The organism is Neobacillus sp. FSL H8-0543 (genome assembly GCF_038592905.1).
Classification (GTDB): Bacteria; Bacillota; Bacilli; order Bacillales; family Cytobacillaceae; genus Neobacillus.
Genome location: NZ_CP151943.1, coordinates 2,312,325 through 2,331,381 on the forward strand (window position 1 = coordinate 2,312,325; position 19,057 = coordinate 2,331,381).

The window sequence follows — 19,057 nt, forward strand, 5'->3', positions numbered from 1 at the left end:
TTCCACAGTCGGAATTCATTTACCTAAATAGTAGCGGGATTTTTTTTAATATCATTTCACACAAAACGATTTAAGTTAGAAAAAGAGAGATTGGGGAATAGTCTCGTACTTTGAAGTAGTAAAGAAATGAATAGAATAGCAGATTATTGCATACTAAAATAATATCTATTTTACCCTTTATATTAAATAATAATCAACTATATTTTTGCTGGATTAATGTCTGATGTTAAAAAAAGGATAAGAGACTAGTTTTTCTAACCTAGCCTCTCTCTATTGGTATTACCTGATGACTAAATTTGGTTTCTTTTTCAAGCTATGACGTCCTTCAACAAATCGAACGGTTCCTGACTTTGCACGCATAACGATCGAGTGTGTTGAGCCATAGGAGCCTTTAAATTGGACTCCACGAAGCAATTCTCCATCTGTAACACCTGTTGCAGCGAAGATGGCATCATCGCCTTTTACCAGGTCTTCCATACGAAGCACTTTGCTGACATCAATGCCCATTTTGATGCATCGCTGAAGCTCAGCATCATTTTGTGGTACTAACTTACCCATGATCTCACCGCCAAGACATTTTAGGGCTACGGCTGAGATAACCCCTTCAGGTGCGCCTCCAGAGCCGAATAAAATGTCAACGCCAGTGTTATCAAAGGCAGTATTGATTGCCCCGGCAACATCACCGTCATTAATCAATTTAATTCTTGCGCCAGCTTCGCGAAGCTGGGCAATGATATGTGCATGACGGGGACGATTTAACACAGTAGCCACCACGTCTTCGATGCCTTTGTTTTTCGCTTTTGCGACTGCTTTTAAGTTATCGAGCACAGAGGCATTAATATCAATTAATCCGACTGCTTCAGGACCGACTGCGATTTTTTCCATGTACATATCGGGTGCATGAAGAAGATTCCCATGGTCAGCAATGGCCAGGACTGCAAGTGCATTCCAGCCCCCAGCAGCTACAATATTGGTTCCCTCAAGCGGATCAACTGCGACATCGACACGCGGGCCAAAGCCTGTCCCAAGCTTTTCACCGATATAAAGCATCGGTGCCTCGTCCATTTCGCCCTCACCGATAACTACAGTGCCCTTCATTGGAATCGTGTCAAACACATCACGCATAGCCGAGGTTGCTGCACCATCTGCTTCGTCTTTTAGTCCGCGTCCCATCCAGCGTGCAGAAGCAAGTGCTGCTGCTTCTGTTACACGGACAAGCTCCATTGATAAACTTCTTTCCATCGGTTCAATCCCCCAATTTATCTATTATACGTTCCTATATTGTTGTATACTTCATATCTAGTGTTGCTTCACCAATAGTATAACAGATTCAGCAGATTAGTATAGCTTATTCACGTATTTTTTAGTTGTTCAACTTCTTCTTTTGATAAAGCTTCACGCCAGATCGTTGCTCCGAGGCCATTTAGCTTTTCAACAAGATGACTGTAGCCTCTGTCAATATGCTCAAGTCCAGTTACTTCTGTTACACCTTCAGCAATTAATCCAGCGATTACCAATGCCGCTCCGGCTCTTAGGTCACTTGCCTTGACCTTTGCACCCTGAAGCTGAATCGGACCGTTGATGATTGCTGAGCGTCCCTCAACTTTAATATTGGCGTTCATTCTTCTTAGCTCGTCAATATGTTTAAAACGAGCACTATATATGGTATCAGTTACAACACAGGAGCCAGTTGCCTTTGTCAACAGTGATGTAAATGGCTGTTGCAGGTCTGTTGGAAATCCGGGGTAGACAAGGGTTTTAATGTCGACGGTTTTCAGGTTATTCGAACCCTTTACATACACCTGGTCATCCTTTGATTCCACCTGAACACCCATTTCTCGCAACTTGGCAATTAAAGACTCCAAGTGATGCGGAATAACATTATCGATTAATACACCATCACCAACAGCAGCACCGATAATCATATAGGTTCCCGCTTCAATCCGGTCAGGGATAATCGTGTGGCGGCAGCCGTGAAGGCTATCGACACCATCAATGCGAATGACATCGGTTCCTGCACCCTTAATCTTGGCGCCCATATTTGTTAACAGCGTTGCCACATCAATGATTTCCGGTTCTTTTGCCGCATTCTCGATAATCGTACGTCCCTTTGCTCTTACCGCAGCAAGCATGATATTTATCGTTGCGCCAACACTGACGACGTCTAAATAAATGCGTGCACCGCGAAGCTCGTCAGCACGAAGATAGATGGCGCCTTGCTCATTCGTTACCACTGCACCTAGTGCTTCAAAGCCTTTTATATGCTGATCAATCGGTCTTGGACCTAAATGACAGCCTCCAGGTAAACCGATGACTGCCTTTTTAAAACGGCCAAGCATGGCACCCATTAAGTAATAAGAAGCGCGCAGCTTCTTTACCTTCCCATTTGGCAAAGGCATTGAAATCATCGTCGATGGATCAACTGTCATATCAAAATCATCGGAAAGTTCCACTTTACCGCCAATTTCTTCGAGCAGGTCCTTCAGGATTTCAACATCGGAAATATCCGGTAATCCTTCTATAGTGACCGGTGATTCAGCCAAAATCGTCGCAGGTATTAATGCAACCGCACTGTTTTTTGCTCCACTTATTCTAACGGTTCCTTTTAAGGGATAACCGCCCGCAATTTTTAGTTTTTCCATTTCGACTCCCTTCTAAGCCTTTGCCAGTCATGGGTCTGGATAAATAAAACGATCCAGCGAGGCTGTGGGTATATTTTTAATTGTCCAGCGCAAGCACCCTAGTGGCTAGTGTCCTTCGCTCTCCGCCCTACGATAAGTCAACATCGAATCGCCTCCGGCTCTTCGTGTTTCCTTTATCTCAGTTGGAGCGCTCCACAAGGAAGGCTTCGACAGCATAATCATCGCACGAAGAAAAAGCGTTAGCTTTTTCGAGGAGGCCATACGCCACTGGACAGGGCGCTTGCGCTTTCTTAACAGTAAACATCAAATTCCGACAAATTGTCTATCATCTAGTTTACACGTTTTTTCTATTTTCATGTATGCTATTTAAAAAAAGTTACATAAAATGATAAAATTCGGGTATTTTATGCGTTAGTGCGGCCTTCCCAATCCTTTAAGAAAGCCTCAATTCCTTTGTCTGTTAATGGATGCTGGGTCAATCCAATCAATACTTTGTAAGGGATGGTTGCGATATGTGCTCCACGTAAGGCAGACTCTGTTACATGAATCGGGTTTCTGATGGAAGCAGCAATAATTTCTGATTCAATTCCATGAATCGCAAAAATTTCTGCAATCTGTGAGATTAATTCTAATCCATTTTGGCCGATATCATCTAATCTACCAAGGAATGGTGATACGTAGGTAGCCCCTGCTCTAGCTGCAAGCAATGCTTGGTTCGCATTGAAAATTAACGTTACGTTTGTTTTAATTCCTTTTTTTGAAAAAGCATGGCACGCCTTTAAACCGTCTGGTGTCATTGGTACTTTTACCGTGATGTTTGGCGCAATCGCTGCTAATTCCAATCCTTCACGAATCATTCCTTCTGCATCAAGTGCAATCACCTCTGCACTTACAGATCCTGGTACAAGCTCAGCAATTTCTCTAATCCGGTCATGGAATGATACACCTTTTTCTCTGGCTACGAGAGATGGGTTTGTTGTTACCCCCGCTAATAAACCAAGTTCATTCACTTCACGAATTTCTTCTAAATTAGCTGTATCAATAAAAAATTTCATATATTTTCCCTCCTTCTATTTTTTCGACAAGATTTTCACTAACACTTTACAGATTGAAACCGCCCTGTTTTCCAAGGGCGGTTTCAACTTCATAATAATGGTAACAAATATGGACAAGCAAATTCAAGTAGCTATAGAACTAGGGCCACTTGAATTTTCATGTCTAGCCTCAACGCCTAGCCTCACAAGGTCGCTTCCGCTTTTCTTATTATGCTCTACCTGATGAACCGAATTCGCGCATTTTCCCGATAACGGTTTCTTTGATTGCTTCACGAGCAGGTCCTAAGTATTTACGTGGATCGTACTCATCTGGCAATGCAGCTAATGTTTCTCGTACTGCTTTAGCAGATGTGATTTGGTTTTCAGTGTTCACATTGATTTTCGCTGTTCCTAATGAAACAGATTTTTGGATATCTTTCAATGGAATTCCTGTTCCGCCGTGAAGAACAAGCGGCATATTTGTAGCCTTACCGATTTCTTCCATTTCTTTAAAACCAAGATTTGGTTCACCCTTGTAAGGTCCGTGAACAGATCCTAATGCAGGTGCAAGGCAATCGATGCCAGTCCGCTTAACAAGCTCTACACATTCGTTGACATCTGCATAGATTACGCCTTCAGCAACAACATCATCCTCTTGTCCGCCAACTGTTCCTAATTCTGCTTCAACAGACACACCTTTTGAATGTGCATATTCAACTACTTTAGTAGTAATTTCAATATTTTCTTCGAATGGGTGGTGAGAGGCATCAATCATAACAGAGGTAAATCCTGCATCAATTGCTTCTTTACATTTATCAAAACTAGAGCCATGATCCAAATGAATGGCAACTGGAACAGTAATTTTAAGATCTTCTAGTAAGCCTTCTACCATTTTTACTACGGTTTTGAAACCAGACATATAACGCGCAGCACCTTCTGACACACCAAGAATTACTGGTGAATTTTCAGCTTGTGCCGCTTGAAGAATTGCTTGGGTAAATTCTAAATTATTAAGGTTAAATTGCCCAACCGCGTAGCCTTCCGCTTTCGCTTTGATAAGCATTTCTTTCATTGAAACTAAAGGCATTTCGTTTCCTCCTTATTTTCGGATAACTATCTTTCAGACAGAGCTTCTCGTATAAAGGATTTCCCTCTAAATTACCAATTATGTATCAATCTAAAAGATAATTAACCATTAAAAGTCATATGTATCATATCAAATGCATGGTTGAAATGCCATTAATCTATCACAGTTTTATAAACTGTCATAATGAAAGCGCAAACAATGTTTTTATTTCTATTAGTTCGTTTTTTGCGGTATATGTTTACGAACAGCGGCGCGGATATCATCAATATCAAAAGGTTTCGCAAAATGAGTAATTGCTCCTAAGTTCTTTGCCTCTTGAATCATATCTAATTCTCCGTAAGCCGTCATAATGATGACGCGAATATCTGGTTCAATGACCTTCATTCTTTTTAAAATTTCAATTCCGTCCATTCCAGGGATTTTCATATCCAATAAGACGAGATCAGGGTTATGCTTATTTAATATATCAAGTGCCTGCACTCCATTTGCCGCTAGAAACGTCTGGTATCCTTCTTTTTGGAACACCTCATTTAATAAAATCCGTATCCCAAATTGGTCATCAACAATCAATATTTTATCTTTTTTCATAACTCCACCTCTTCCATCTTTAATAGATTAAATTATGCTTAAATTCCTGTTTATTCCAATGTCTACTATTCGACATTTCTTCTTAAAATCCTGCTTATTTCCTGAGTTTATTTTATGGTAATTCATGGTAATTTTATTTTTTATAAAAATTATAAATATATTTCAAATTGATTTGGCTTCAATCAACAATGAAATTTAACATAACCTAAAAATAAGTTTATACTATTCGTTGTTAAGGAGGGGTATGTTTTGTTAAAAATGTTTACAACCCAGTTGACCGGTTTGTTTAAGAGAATTGAAGAGAAAGAGGAATTTTCCTTTGAGGATGGTGCACGTTTGCTTGCGCAGGCACCCGTTGGCGATGGAAGTATTTATATTTTTGGCACGAACGAAATGAAGGCTATTGCGCATGAAGCATTAGAAGGTGCTGAGCCGTTTGCAAACGCGAAGCTCTTTACTGCAATTGATGAGTTAACGATAGCTGACAGAGTGCTGCTGTTCACAAGGACGTCCAGTGATAAGAAGGCGATAGAACTTGCAGCTCAGCTTCAGGAAAAAGAAGTGCCGTTTGTTGCAGTATCTACGGATACGGATGGACAGTTAACCGGGCTTGCGGATGTCCACATTAATTTGCGGTTGACGAAGGCCTTGCTCCCGGATGATAGCGGGAATCGTTATGGCTATCCTTCATTAATGGCAGCCTTGTTTGTCTATTATGGATTAAAATTTACGATTGATGAGATTTTAGCAGAGTATGATGAGTAAAAACAGCCTTTTGTTGAGGCTGTTTTTTTGATTTGTCCAGTAGACCTTCTTAAAGACATTTCACTCAATCCTTGAACTAGTTTTGTCTTTAATAACCCCTCTTAAAGACATTCCACCAATCCTTGAACACGTTTTGTCTTTAATTGGTCTTCTTAAAGACATTTCACTCAATCCTTGAACACATTTTGTCCTTAATACCCCCTCTTAAAGACATTTCACTCAATCCTTGAACACATTTTGTCCTTAATTGGTCTTCTTAAAGACATTTCACTCAATCCTTGAACACATTTTGTCCTTAATACCCCTTCTTAAGGACATTTCACTCAATCCTTGAACACATTTTGTCCTTAATACCCCCTCTTAAAGACATTCCACTCAATCCTTGGACATGTTTTGTCTTTAATAACCCCTCTTAAAGACATTCCACCAATCCTTGAACACATTTTGTCCTTAATACCCCTTCTTAAAGACATTTCACTCAATCCTTGAACACATTTTGTCCTTAATACCCCCTCTTAAAGACATTTCACTCAATCCTTGGACATGTTTTGTCTTTAATAACCCCTCTTAAAGACATTCCACCAATCCTTGAACACATTTTGTCCTTAATACCCCTTCTTAAAGACATTTCACTCAATCCTTGAACGCATTTTGTCCTCAACCCCCGTTGCCACAGCCTATGGAAAACAAAACAACCAAAAAGCCAGTCCCCCCAAAGAGAACTGGCTAAAAAACTTTATTTTTGAATCGTTGCTTTAATAAAGTCGCGGAAAAGCGGCTGCGGACGGGTTGGTCTTGAAACAAATTCCGGATGGAACTGTGACGCAACAAACCATGGGTGATCCTTAAGCTCGATGATTTCAACTAAACGGCCATCTGGGCTTGTACCAGAGAAAATAAACCCGGCATTCTCCATCTCTTGACGATAGAAATTATTGAACTCATAGCGATGACGGTGACGCTCGTAGACAACCTCATCATGATATGCTTCAAACGCTTTGGTTCCTTCAATGATCCGGCATGGATAAAGACCAAGTCTTAATGTTCCGCCCAGGTCCTCAATGTCCTTTTGTTCCGGCAGTAAATCAATCATTGGAAATTTTGTATTTGGATCAAACTCTGTTGAGTGTGCACCTTCATACCCCAGAACATTGCGCGCAAACTCAATCGTTGCCAATTGCATACCTAAGCATATGCCAAGGAACGGTCTTTTCGTTTCACGGGCATAGCGTGTGGCGTGGATTTTCCCTTCAATTCCCCGGTCGCCAAATCCGCCAGGAACAAGAATACCATCGACATCACGCAAAAGCTCATCCACATTTTCAGCCGTCACGTGCTCGGCATTAATCCACTTAATTTCAACATCCGTATCAAACGTATAACCTGCATGCTTCATAGCTTCGACAACAGAGATGTAAGCATCCTGAAGTTCAACATATTTCCCAACAAGACCAATGCGTGTTTTTTTAGAAAGATTCTTTACACGGTCAACAAGGGCTGTCCATTCTGTCATTTCTGCTTCAGGAGTAACTAACTTCAAGTGGTCACAAACAATTTGATCCATATGTTGCTCTTGAAGGGCAAGCGGAATCGAATAAAGCGTGTCGGCATCCATACATTCAATGACCGAATTTGCATCTATATCACAGAATAAGGCAATTTTATCCTTCATATCCTGTGAAACCGGCATTTCATTACGTACGACAATAATATTCGGCTGAATACCAAGGCTACGCAACTCTTTAACACTGTGCTGTGTTGGTTTAGTCTTCATTTCGCCGGCTGCTTTAATGTAAGGAATTAACGTACAGTGAATGTACATCACATTATCAGCGCCGACATCACTTTTTATTTGGCGAATCGCTTCCAGGAATGGCAGTGATTCAATGTCACCGACTGTCCCGCCAATTTCCGTTATGATCACGTCTGCCTTCGTTTCATTTCCGGCACGGAAAATTCGTTCCTTAATTTCATTTGTGATATGCGGAATAACCTGAACCGTTCCGCCTAAGTATTCACCGCGGCGCTCTTTTCTTAACACAGTAGAATAGATTCTACCTGTCGTTACGTTGCTATACTTGTTCAAATTAATATCAATAAACCGCTCGTAATGACCTAAGTCCAAATCCGTCTCCGCACCATCGTCGGTAACGAACACTTCCCCATGCTGGTAAGGGCTCATCGTTCCCGGATCAACGTTGATGTATGGATCACATTTCTGAATGGTTACGCTAAGTCCGCGATTTTTCAATAACCTTCCTAAAGAAGCAGCAGTAATCCCTTTTCCTAGGGATGAAACCACTCCGCCTGTTACAAAAATATACTTTGTCATAAAATAAATCCTCCTCAAAATCAGTTTGTGCAATATCCCGTTAGTTTAAGGCTTCTTTTATAAAAAATTTTAAAATAAAGAAGTCTCGGCAAAATGCCGAGAGAGCATGTTTAAAATAAAAAAATAAAAAAGCGCCCCTATAAGGGAGCGCTTATTAGCTAATTAATGATCCGTTCCTTTTTTAAGGAGCCCAAAAGTGATTCTACAAGGGGAAGAATAAAAAGTCAAGTCGCTTTTAAAGTTCTTCTTCATCCTCTACTTCTTCTACTTCCAGTTCTTCTTCCAAATCATCGTCTAGATCATCATCGTCTTCATCTAAATCAATGACTGCCTCATCTTCAATGACATCTTCATCAATATCATCAATCAGGTCGTCTTCAAGAAGATCATCATCGTCTTCATCGTCATCATCATCGTCTAGCAGATCATCTTCATCGTCCGCAAAATCATCGAGGTCATCAAGATCATCATATTCTTCTTCTTCAATCTCATCGAAATCATCGACGACAGCGGCTTTCTTTTTCGCCTTTTTCTTCTTAGGTTTTACAACCGTTACGACTTCTTCCTCTTGCGTATCCACTGGATACCAAACGCGAAGTCCCCAACGATTATCCCCTAAGGAGAGGAAACGGCCATCAATATTAACGTCGGTGTATAATTGTGCAATTCTAGTTTTCATTTCCTTATCTGAAACCCCTGCTGCTGATTGAATCTCTTTTACTAAATCATTAAAGGCAATCGGCTGCTTACTGTTTACTAAAAATTCGTAAGCCATCTCTATGAGTGATAATTCCTTTAATTGCTCTTTTGAGAACTGTTTTAAACTCAATTTCGGCACTTCCTTTCTCTATTTAACACCCTGCTAGAGTGATAACGGCCATTTAGGAAGGATTTCTCCTATGTATAGCGTAAGTTCCTAGGAAAAAAAAACTCTTTCCCTCCAAGGCGCTTGGCGCATTTCCTATAAAAAGACATATTCTTCATTATAAACAAATTTCTGCCGTTTATGCTAGTTCTATCTGCTGTTTCTCCCGATTTTTTCCGGCTCTGCTTTTTTATCCTCTGATTTGTTGACTTCTTTGAGCGCTTTCATCTCCTTAATTGCCAATACTAGAAAGAACATTGCTAGTAATAGAAATGAAATCGCCCCTAGCGAATGTGTATAGAGATAATACAATGGCCAGGCACTGATTAGTAATACTATGATTATCCGACTTACTCTCATCTGTCAACACCGCCCTGGACCTCTTTTTGTATGTATGTTTGCTTATTTCACCCACATTAAGGCTTAAGTTCCACTATATTATATATAAAAAGAAAGCAAATTTAGCATATTAAAAAAAATATTTTTTATAGTAAAAGACAATGACTCCAACCGAGCCATTGTCTTTTATATAGTTTACATATTTCTGCGGTATTGTCCGCCTACTTCGTATAGTGCTCTTGTAATTTGCCCGAGGCTGGCGACTTTGACCGTTTCCATTAATTGCGCAAAAATATTTTCGTTATTGACGGCAGCTGCTTTTAAACGTTTTAGTGCTTCGTCGGTTTCTGCGGCGCGCGTTTCCTGGAACGCGCGTAAATTATGGATCTGCAATTCCTTTTCTTCCTTTGACGCTCTCGCTAATTCCATATTATTGACGTCATCTTCAGAAGGTGGATTTGGATTTAAATACGTATTCACGCCGATGATTGGCAGCTCGCCCGTATGTTTTTTCATTTCATAGTACATCGATTCGTCCTGGATTTTTCCGCGCTGATATTGTGTTTCCATCGAACCAAGCACACCGCCGCGATCGTTCAAGCGCTCGAATTCCTGAAGAACCGCTTCCTCGACTAGGTCTGTCAGCTCTTCAACAATAAATGCCCCTTGGAGCGGATTTTCATTCTTCGTTAACCCATGCTCTTTTGTAATAATCATTTGAATCGCCATCGCCCGGCGCACCGATTCCTCGGTTGGCGTAGTAATTGCCTCATCATATGCATTAGTATGAAGCGAATTACAGTTATCATGCAGCGCCATCAAAGCCTGAAGGCTCGTGCGGATATCATTAAAATCAATTTCCTGTGCATGCAGCGAACGGCCAGAGGTTTGAATATGGTACTTCAGTTTTTGGCTACGCTCGTTCGCGCCATATTTATCCCGCATCACCGTTGCCCAAATCCGCCGTGCTACCCGACCAATGACGGTATACTCAGGATCCAGACCATTCGAGAAAAAGAATGATAGGTTTGGCGCAAAGTCATCAATTTTCATCCCGCGGCTTAAATAATACTCGACATAGGTAAAACCATTTGAGAGCGTAAACGCAAGCTGTGAAATCGGGTTTGCTCCTGCCTCGGCAATATGGTAGCCCGAAATCGAGACAGAATAATAATTACGCACCTGTTTCTCAATGAAATATTCCTGAATATCGCCCATCATCCGTAGCGCAAATTCTGTTGAGAAAATACAGGTGTTCTGGCCTTGGTCTTCTTTTAAAATATCAGCCTGCACCGTACCACGGACGGTTTTTAGCGTATATGCCTTCACTTCTAAAAACTCCTCAACGGTTAACACACGGCCAAGCTCATCTTCTCTTTTCTTTACTTGCTGATCAATGGCTGTATTCATGAACATTGCTAAAATAATCGGCGCCGGTCCATTGATTGTCATCGAAACCGATGTTGAAGGATGGCAAAGATCAAAGCCGTCATAAAGCTTTTTCATATCATCTAAGGTACAAACGTTAACCCCACTTTCACCGACCTTGCCATAAATGTCGGGACGGTAATCAGGATCCTCACCGTACAGGGTTACAGAGTCAAAGGCGGTACTTAGGCGTTTGGCCGGATCATCCTTCGACAAATAGTGGAAACGGCGATTCGTCCGTTCTGGCGTGCCTTCTCCAGCAAACTGGCGCCTTGGATCTTCTCCTTCCCGTTTGAACGGGAATACTCCTGCGGTATAAGGGTATGATCCAGGGACATTTTCACGATACACCCATTTTAAAATTTCACCGTAATCCTTATATTTTGGCAATGCCACTTTCGGAATATCCAGTCCTGATAGGCTCTTTGTTTTTAAAACAGTGATGATTTCTTTGTCGCGAATTCTCGTCACGAATTTGTCGCTCTTGTAGTCTGCGGTTAACTTTTCCCAGCCATCAAGAATCCGTTTTGATTCTGCCGATAATTTACTATCTGTTTCCTGCTTGATTGCTTCTAGAGAGGCAATCACTTCACCATTCGAGTCTTGTTCTTTGACTGCCAGGATAGCACCTTCCAGCTGGAATAACTTTCGGGCAATATTCGCTTGCTCTTCCGCCTTCTTATGATGGTTGCGGACAGTTTCTGATATTTCCCGCAAATAATAACGGCGGTCTGTTGGAATGATCACATTCTGCTTTTCCACTAATGCATCTTTAGAAAAGGAAGTATTCCAATCGCTACCTGTTTTTTGATTTATTTGTTCAATTAAAGCAGCAAATAAGGCATTTGTTCCAGCGTCATTGAACTGGCTGGCAATCGTCCCGTAAACAGGCATTTCAGAAGCATCTTTTTCAAAGAGCATATGACTTCGCTGATACTGCTTTTGTACCTGCCTTAAGGCATCCTCCGAGCCTTTGCGCTCAAATTTATTAATGACAATTAAGTCGGCAAAATCAATCATATCGATTTTTTCAAGCTGGGATGGTGCCCCAAATTCACTTGTCATCACGTATAGTGACACATCACAAATTTCGGTAATTTGAGCATCCCCTTGGCCAATTCCACTAGTTTCAACGATAACAAGGTCAAAGCCTGCTGCCTTTACGACGGCGACCGCATCTTTAATTGCCAGCGAAAGCTCACTTCTTGATGCCCTCGTTGCCAGGCTCCGCATATACACATTTGGAGAGAAGATCGCATTCATGCGAATCCGGTCACCTAATAGCGCGCCGCCTGTTTTTTGCTTTGTCGGGTCAACCGAGAGAATCGCTACCTTTTTATCCGGAAGTTCATTGATAAACCGGCGAATTAATTCGTCGGTGAGCGAGCTTTTTCCCGCGCCACCCGTTCCCGTAATACCAACCACTGGAACTTCCTGAGATAATTCCTTCACTTTTTCAAGCAAGCTCTCGGCTGCTGCTGCCGCTTCACGATTTTTATCGACATGGAGCTCTGCAAGCGTGATCAGCTTTGCGACTGCATTGATGTCGCCCGTTGGCAATAATTCAATCTGCTCCACTGTGTTTGCCGATACTGTTGAAAAATCACACTCCTCAAGCATGCGGTTAATCATTCCTTGCAGGCCAAGCTTCCGTCCATCCTCAGGAGAGAAAATCCACGAGATCCCATAGTCATGGAGCTCATTGATTTCACGAGGGATAATGACACCGCCCCCGCCGCCGTATATGCGAATGTTTGGTGCTCCTTTTTCCTTTAGCAAATCGTACATATATTTAAAGTATTCAACGTGTCCGCCTTGATAAGAAGAAATCGCAATTCCCTGAGCATCCTCTTGAATCGCCGCGTTAACAACTTCCTCAACCGAGCGGTTATGGCCAAGATGAATGACCTCGGCCCCGCTTGCTTGGAGAATTCTCCTCATAATATTGATCGAAGCATCGTGACCATCAAACAAACTCGATGCTGTCACAAACCGAATATGATGCTTTGGCTGATAACTTTGATTCTTCGTCATTGTTTTCCCCCTTTTAGGTGACAGGCACCACCTGTAAGCCCTGAAAATAATAGTTCTGTTTGTAAGTCAATATATTCATCCAGCGTAAATAACTTCTGTAATGTCCAACGGCGGAAGCTCCACATTTGTCCTTCAACAATAATGGTGTGGGAAATGATTTTAATTTGTTTTTCCGTTATCTCCAGCTCGCCATTTTCGACACATAGCCACAATAGCTTTTCAAACATCGCAGCCATTTCATTTTCTTTTTTCAATACATAGGGAAGAGCATCCTTTGTGAGCGATTTTGCTTCCTGATACATCACGAGCACTTCTGCCTGCATTTCATCAATGACCCGGAAGTAGTTGGCGATTCCTAGTTTCAAGCTCTCAATCGTGCCTTGCTTATGTTCCAGATCCTCCTGTAGCCGCTCGCTGACATGATCATAAATACTGTCGCAAACTAAATAGAGAACATCTTCCTTCGTCCGGATGTATTCGTATAACGTGCCAATGCTAAACCCGGCAGCATTGGCAATTTCCCTTGTCGTCGTCCGGTGAAACCCCTTTTCTTTAAAAAGCGCAACCGCCCCTTTAATCATTTGGTCCCTTCTGCGCTGCACGAGACGTTCATCCTTTACCGAAGCCTGTACTTCTCGTTTTTCCATCCCCTCAAACCGCCTTTTTCCACCTGTTATTTCGTAATCATTCGTGAAATGACGAGGCGTTGGATTTCCTGTGTTCCTTCATAAATTTGTGTGATTTTCGCATCACGCATATATCTCTCAACCGGATAATCCTTTGTATATCCATAACCGCCGAATACCTGAACCGCTTCGGTTGTTACCTTCATTGCGGTATCACCGGCAAATAATTTCGACATCGCCGATTCCTTCCCATACGGCAAGCCTTCTGACTCCAGCCAAGCCGCTTGATAGGTTAATAGTCTTGAAGCTTCAATCCCTGTTGCCATATCAGCCAATTTAAAGCCAATTCCCTGTTGGGCTGCGATTGGCTTTCCGAACTGTTGGCGTTCTTTTGCATAATCGACAGCAGCGTCAAGCGCCCCTTGAGCAATACCAACCGCCTGGGCTGCAATTCCGTTCCGGCCGCCATCAAGCGTCATCATCGCAATTTTAAAACCTTCGCCTTCTTCGCCAAGTCTGTTGGTGACAGGCACTCTGCATTCTTCAAAAATAATTTCTGTTGTCGGTGAAGAACGGATTCCCAGTTTCTTTTCCTTTTTCCCGACGGAGAAGCCCGGGAAGTCACTTTCCACGATGAATGCCGTTGTTCCTTTCTGCTTGCTTGAAGGGTCGGTTAAGGCAAAAACAACATAAATGTCTGCTTCGCCGCCGTTAGTAATAAAGATTTTTGAGCCGTTTAGGACATAATGGTCCCCTTCGAGCCTTGCAGTTGTTCTCATCCCGCCAGCGTCCGAACCGCTACCTGGCTCAGTTAAACCGTAGGCGCCGATCTTCGTACCTTCTGCCAATGCACGCAGATATGTTTGTTTTTGTTCCTCTGAACCAAATTTGTAAATCGGCCAGCCGGCAAGTGAGGTATGGGCTGATAAAAGGACACCCACTGATGCGTCAACACGGGAAAGCTCCTCTACCGCGATACAATAAGCAAGATAATCACTGCCAATTCCACCGTATTGTTCCGGCCACGGAATCCCCGTTAAGCCAAGCTCTGCCATTTTGTCAAAAATCTCGCGGTCAAAACGTTCTTCCTCATCACGTTCAGCAGCCGTTGGGGCCACTTCGTTTCTAGCAAAATCCCGCACCATTTTACGAATCATTTCATGCTCTTCAGTCAATCGAAAGTTCATTTTATTAGTCCTCCTAAAGGTAATTTTGGTTAGGTTACGATATATAGGGCACATAATTTATTTCAGTTACTACATAACTTGAGTCGACTACTACAAGGTTTGGTGCAGTTACTACAAATATCCAGTCACTTACTACATAATTAGAAGCCTTATCTACATTAATTGTAAAATATTGGTTATCTAGATGGGCTTACTACACAATTTGAGTTCTTTACTGCAAAGTTCCGTTCACTTACTACATAATCAGAAGCTCTATCTACATTAATTGTAAAATATTGGTTACCTAGATGGGCTTACTACACAATTTGAGTTCGTTACTACAAATATCCAGTCACTTACTACATAATTAGAAGCCTTATCTACATTAATTGTAAAATAATGGTTAACCATATGGGCTTACTACACAATTTGAGTTCTTTACTACAAAGTTCCGTTCACTTACTACATAATCAGACACCTAATCTACATTAATTGTAAAATAATGGCTAACCATATGGGCTTACTACACAATTTGAGTTCTTTACTACAAAGTTCCGTTCACTTACTACATAATCAGACACCTTATCTACATTAATTGTAAAATGCTGGTTACCACGCAAATGTTTTTCCAATACTACTACTACAAATACTTACTAATAACAATCCGTTGTATTTCACTTGTACCTTCGTAGATTTCGGTTACTTTGGCGTCGCGGAAATAACGCTCGACAGGGTAGTCCTCGGTATAACCGTAGCCGCCGAACACTTGAATCGCCTCCGTGGCAACCTCAACAGCCGTTTTGGAAGCAAATAATTTAGCCATTGATGCTTCTTTTCCGCAATTTAAGCCTTGGGCACGCAAATCAGCCGCACGATAGAGTAATAGTTTCGCAGCTTCCACATTTGTTGCCATATCAGCCAGCTTAAAGCCAATCCCTTGTTGGGCTGCGATTGGTTTGCCAAATTGCCGGCGTTCTTTCGCATAAGCTGTAGCAGCTTCGAGAGCAGCTTCAGCAATTCCGAGCGCCTGAGCCGCAATACCAATTCGACCGACATCCAAGTTTGCCATCGCAATTTTAAAGCCCTCGCCCTCTTTGCCGAGGAGATTTTCTGCTGGAACACGCATGTTCTCGAAGGTTAGCTGAACCGTTCTTGAACCATGAAGGCCCATTTTTCGCTCATCCTTGCCAATCACAAGTCCCGGGGTATTTTTATCAACAATAAATGTGGAAATGCCTTTTGTTCTCCGCGTCGGGTCGGTGGAGGCAAACACAATATAAACATCCGCTTCACCGCCGTTGGTAATGAACATCTTCGAGCCATTGAGCACATAATGCTCTCCATCCTTTACCGCCCGCGACTTTAAGCTTGCAGCATCTGAACCAGAACTAGGCTCTGTTAAGCAAAACGCACCCAAATACTCACCTGTTGCAAGCTTTGGCAAATATCTTTGCTTTTGCTCGTCATTGCCAAAATAAATAATCGGATTGGTACCGACTGATGTATGAACAGACAGGATGACGCCCACCGTCGCGCTGACTTTTGAAAGTTCATTGATGGCAATGATATAGGAGACAAAATCCATTTCGGCACCGCCGTATTTTTCAGCCACTGGAATTCCCATCAGGCCAAGCTCGCCCATCTTCCGAAGAATTTCGCGGGGGAATTCGCCCTTTTCCATATTTTCTATAAAGGGTGCGATTTCACTAGCTGCAAAATCGCGAACCATTTTTCGCATCATCTCTTGTTCTTCGGTGAATGTAAGATTCATTTTCCTTCTCCCCTTTTGAGGACTGATTATTCATACGTATAAAAACCGCGCCCTGATTTACGGCCGAGCCAGCCCGCCTTAACATATTTGCGCAACAGTGGGCATGGGCGGTATTTATCATCGCCAAACCCTTCATGCAGGGTTTCCATAATGTATAAACAGGTATCCAAGCCAATAAAATCTGCTAAGGTTAGCGGGCCCATTGGATGATTCATCCCAAGCTTCATCACGTCATCGATGGCTTCCTTTGTTGCCACACCCTCGTACAAGGCATAAATCGCTTCATTGATCATTGGTAAAAGGATACGGTTTGAGACAAAACCCGGAGAGTCATTGACCTCGACAGGGACCTTGCCGATGGTTTTCGTCATTTCTTCAATTGTTTGATAGACTTCATCCGCTGTGGCTAAGCCCCGAATAATTTCCACTAACTTCATTACTGGTACCGGATTCATAAAATGCATGCCAATTACCTTCTCTGGGCGGTTCGTTGCTGCAGCAATTTCTGTGATTGGTAGTGAGGACGTGTTGCTTGCTAAAATTGTATTTTCGGGCGCAATTTTATCTAGCTGGGCGAAGAGTTTTGTTTTAATTTCCATATTTTCAACGGCTGCTTCAATGACAAGGTCGACCGCACTGGCATCGTTTAAGTCGGTTGACGGACGAATACGATCCAATACATCCTGTTTCTGCTCTGCTGTCATCCGCCCTTTTTCCACTAAGCGTGTTAAGTTTTTGCTGATTACCCCTAATCCGCGTTCGACAAATTCCGTTTTTAAGTCATTTAAAACCACTTGATAGCCCGCTTGCGCACAAACTTGGGCAATTCCAGACCCCATTTGCCCGGCACCGATCACCATTACTTTTTTAACACTCATTATTTCCCCTCCGAATCCCATTTTTATTAGCTATTGATGACATATACGCAAAAAATGAGGGTATTTCCGCTAAAAATGAATGATATCCGCTAAGCCGATGGATATATCCGCGAAAATACCCAATTTACCCGCGAAATTATACTTTCGGTACTTCCACCATTACGGCATCGCCCTGGCCTCCTCCGCTACAGATGGCTGCGATCCCGATGCCTCCGCCGCGGCGCTTTAATTCATGCACTAATGTAAGGATGATACGGGCTCCACTGGCGCCAATCGGATGTCCGAGGGCGACTGCACCGCCATTGACATTGACCTTTTCCGGGTCGAGGCTAGCAATTTTTCCGCTTGCTAATGCCACCGCAGCAAATGCCTCGTTAATTTCAAAGAGGTCAATTTCCGAAAGATCCCTGCCCGTTTTTTTCAATAATGCATTGATGACAAGTCCTGGTGTTTGCGGGAAGTCCTTCGCTTCGACAGCTACTGCTGTATGCCCTAAAATAACCGCCTCATGTTCTCTGCCTTCCCTTATCGCACGTTCTTCGCTCATTAACACAAGGGCAGCCGCGCCGTCATTAATTCCTGGTGCATTCCCTGCTGTAATCGTTCCGTCTGAATTAAAAACGGGTGCTAATTTCGAGAGTCTCTCTAGTGAGGTATCTTTACGCGGTGATTCATCCTGGCTGACGACCACAGGCTCGCCCTTACGCTGCGGGATGGTGACAGGCACGATTTCTTCGGCAAACTTTCCTGTTTCAATCGCCGCTATTGCACGCTGATGACTTCTTAATGCCCACTCATCCTGCTCTTTACGGCTAAGTTCCATCTCTTTTGCGGTTGAATTTCCGTAGGTGCCCATATGAACGCCTGTAAAGCTACAGGTTAAGCCATCATGAATCATTAAATCCTTTACCGAGGAGTCGCCCATCTTTAGACCCCAGCGTGCTTTTGGCAAAATATACGGAGCATTGCTCATCGATTCCATGCCGCCGGCAACAATCACTTCTTCATCGCCTGCACGGATGATTTGGTCTGCTAATGTCACACTGCGCATTCCCGAGGCGCAAACCTTATTAATCGTTTCTGTTTTTACTTCCCATGGCAGTCCAGCCTCTCTTGCCGCCTGACGCGATGGAATTTGCCCTTGGCCCCCTTGTAATACCGATCCTAAAATCACTTCCTGTACGTCATCGGCTTTCACTTGTGCCCTCAGCAACGCCTCTTTCACAGCAATTCCACCTAACTCAACCGCAGTCAGGCTGCTTAAACTCCCGCCAAGCTTTCCAAAAGGCGTTCTAACCCCGCTTAAAATAACCGTTCTCCCCATATAAAACACTCCCCTTTTTCCTACTATTCAGTCATTTGGATGTAAAAAAATTCATTCGACTGAACGCTCGCTCGATATCCCTGCAAAAAAAATCGTTCACCAAAATGTAAGCGTTTTATCCTTCACTATCTATTTTACATAAAAAATAGCAGAAGTTGAAATGTTTTACACAAAATTC

The 19,057-nt window shown here is 42.6% G+C and carries 15 protein-coding genes; 1 reads left to right on the top strand and 14 read right to left on the bottom strand.

What is annotated here, in order from left to right:
- Nucleotides 1-279 precede the first annotated feature (279 nt).
- The 5 genes from glpX to NSS81_RS11385 all read right to left on the bottom strand — a co-directional run bounded on the left by glpX (nt 280) and on the right by NSS81_RS11385 (nt 5,351).
- A complete protein-coding gene (glpX, locus tag NSS81_RS11365) occupies nt 280-1,242 on the bottom strand; it encodes a class II fructose-bisphosphatase (RefSeq protein WP_342433605.1) in 963 nt (320 codons plus the stop codon).
- Between the two features lie 110 nt (nt 1,243-1,352).
- Complete coding sequence (locus NSS81_RS11370) at nt 1,353-2,642, bottom strand: UDP-N-acetylglucosamine 1-carboxyvinyltransferase (protein WP_342433606.1); 1,290 nt, start codon at nt 2,640-2,642, stop codon at nt 1,353-1,355.
- Between the two features lie 404 nt (nt 2,643-3,046).
- Nucleotides 3,047-3,697, bottom strand: a complete 651-nt coding sequence (gene fsa, locus NSS81_RS11375; protein WP_342433607.1) for a fructose-6-phosphate aldolase — start codon at nt 3,695-3,697, stop codon at nt 3,047-3,049.
- A gap of 208 nt (nt 3,698-3,905) precedes the next feature.
- Nucleotides 3,906-4,763, bottom strand: a complete 858-nt coding sequence (locus tag NSS81_RS11380; protein ID WP_342433608.1) for a class II fructose-bisphosphate aldolase — start codon at nt 4,761-4,763, stop codon at nt 3,906-3,908.
- A 213-nt stretch (nt 4,764-4,976) separates the two neighbouring features.
- Entirely contained in the window at nt 4,977-5,351 is a 375-nt protein-coding gene (locus NSS81_RS11385; protein WP_342433609.1) for a response regulator, read from the bottom strand.
- A gap of 249 nt (nt 5,352-5,600) precedes the next feature.
- On the opposite strand from NSS81_RS11385, the gene NSS81_RS11390 reads away from it, so the two are divergent.
- Entirely contained in the window at nt 5,601-6,116 is a 516-nt protein-coding gene (locus NSS81_RS11390; protein ID WP_342433610.1) for a DUF2529 domain-containing protein, read from the top strand.
- A 736-nt stretch (nt 6,117-6,852) separates the two neighbouring features.
- Here NSS81_RS11390 and NSS81_RS11395 read toward each other — a convergent pair.
- The 9 genes from NSS81_RS11395 to NSS81_RS11435 form a co-directional block, all read right to left on the bottom strand.
- Nucleotides 6,853-8,448, bottom strand: a complete 1,596-nt coding sequence (locus NSS81_RS11395) for a CTP synthase (protein ID WP_342433611.1) — start codon at nt 8,446-8,448, stop codon at nt 6,853-6,855.
- Nucleotides 8,449-8,683: 235 nt separating this feature from the next.
- The gene (gene rpoE / locus NSS81_RS11400) at nt 8,684-9,277 is read right to left on the bottom strand and encodes a DNA-directed RNA polymerase subunit delta (RefSeq protein ID WP_342433612.1); all 594 of its coding nucleotides are present in this window, start codon (nt 9,275-9,277) and stop codon (nt 8,684-8,686) included.
- 186 nt (nt 9,278-9,463) lie between these two features.
- Nucleotides 9,464-9,673 carry a hypothetical protein gene (locus tag NSS81_RS11405; RefSeq protein ID WP_342433613.1) on the bottom strand — a complete coding sequence of 70 codons (210 nt, stop codon included), beginning with the start codon at nt 9,671-9,673 and terminating at the stop codon, nt 9,464-9,466.
- 174 nt (nt 9,674-9,847) lie between these two features.
- Complete coding sequence (gene icmF, locus NSS81_RS11410; protein WP_342433614.1) at nt 9,848-13,114, bottom strand: fused isobutyryl-CoA mutase/GTPase IcmF; 3,267 nt, start codon at nt 13,112-13,114, stop codon at nt 9,848-9,850.
- Nucleotides 13,111-13,761, bottom strand: a complete 651-nt coding sequence (locus NSS81_RS11415) for a TetR/AcrR family transcriptional regulator (RefSeq protein ID WP_342433615.1) — start codon at nt 13,759-13,761, stop codon at nt 13,111-13,113. Before NSS81_RS11415 ends, icmF begins: the two co-directional genes overlap by 4 nt.
- A gap of 26 nt (nt 13,762-13,787) precedes the next feature.
- On the bottom strand, nt 13,788-14,927 hold the full coding sequence (locus tag NSS81_RS11420) for an acyl-CoA dehydrogenase (protein ID WP_342433616.1): 1,140 nt from the start codon (nt 14,925-14,927) through the stop codon (nt 13,788-13,790).
- 619 nt (nt 14,928-15,546) lie between these two features.
- The gene (locus tag NSS81_RS11425; RefSeq protein ID WP_342433617.1) at nt 15,547-16,677 is read right to left on the bottom strand and encodes an acyl-CoA dehydrogenase; all 1,131 of its coding nucleotides are present in this window, start codon (nt 16,675-16,677) and stop codon (nt 15,547-15,549) included.
- A 26-nt stretch (nt 16,678-16,703) separates the two neighbouring features.
- Nucleotides 16,704-17,555 (bottom strand): 3-hydroxybutyryl-CoA dehydrogenase, encoded by an 852-nt coding sequence (locus tag NSS81_RS11430; protein ID WP_342433618.1) that lies wholly within the window; start codon nt 17,553-17,555, stop codon nt 16,704-16,706.
- Nucleotides 17,556-17,691: 136 nt separating this feature from the next.
- Entirely contained in the window at nt 17,692-18,879 is a 1,188-nt protein-coding gene (locus NSS81_RS11435; protein ID WP_342433619.1) for an acetyl-CoA C-acetyltransferase, read from the bottom strand.
- Between the last annotated feature and the right edge of the window lie 178 nt (nt 18,880-19,057).

Bases quoted from the DNA above. Each gene is read 5' to 3' on its own strand.
- glpX (WP_342433605.1), bottom strand. From the start codon at position 1,242: ATGGAAAGAAGTTTATCAATGGAGCTTGTCCGTGTAACAGAAGCAGCA.
- NSS81_RS11370 (WP_342433606.1), bottom strand. From the start codon at position 2,642: ATGGAAAAACTAAAAATTGCGGGCGGTTATCCCTTAAAAGGAACCGTT.
- fsa (WP_342433607.1), bottom strand. From the start codon at position 3,697: ATGAAATTTTTTATTGATACAGCTAATTTAGAAGAAATTCGTGAAGTG.
- NSS81_RS11380 (WP_342433608.1), bottom strand. From the start codon at position 4,763: ATGCCTTTAGTTTCAATGAAAGAAATGCTTATCAAAGCGAAAGCGGAA.
- NSS81_RS11385 (WP_342433609.1), bottom strand. From the start codon at position 5,351: ATGAAAAAAGATAAAATATTGATTGTTGATGACCAATTTGGGATACGG.
- NSS81_RS11395 (WP_342433611.1), bottom strand. From the start codon at position 8,448: ATGACAAAGTATATTTTTGTAACAGGCGGAGTGGTTTCATCCCTAGGA.
- NSS81_RS11405 (WP_342433613.1), bottom strand. From the start codon at position 9,673: ATGAGAGTAAGTCGGATAATCATAGTATTACTAATCAGTGCCTGGCCA.
- icmF (WP_342433614.1), bottom strand. From the start codon at position 13,114: ATGACGAAGAATCAAAGTTATCAGCCAAAGCATCATATTCGGTTTGTG.
- NSS81_RS11415 (WP_342433615.1), bottom strand. From the start codon at position 13,761: ATGGAAAAACGAGAAGTACAGGCTTCGGTAAAGGATGAACGTCTCGTG.
- NSS81_RS11420 (WP_342433616.1), bottom strand. From the start codon at position 14,927: ATGAACTTTCGATTGACTGAAGAGCATGAAATGATTCGTAAAATGGTG.
- NSS81_RS11425 (WP_342433617.1), bottom strand. From the start codon at position 16,677: ATGAATCTTACATTCACCGAAGAACAAGAGATGATGCGAAAAATGGTT.
- NSS81_RS11430 (WP_342433618.1), bottom strand. From the start codon at position 17,555: ATGAGTGTTAAAAAAGTAATGGTGATCGGTGCCGGGCAAATGGGGTCT.
- NSS81_RS11435 (WP_342433619.1), bottom strand. From the start codon at position 18,879: ATGGGGAGAACGGTTATTTTAAGCGGGGTTAGAACGCCTTTTGGAAAG.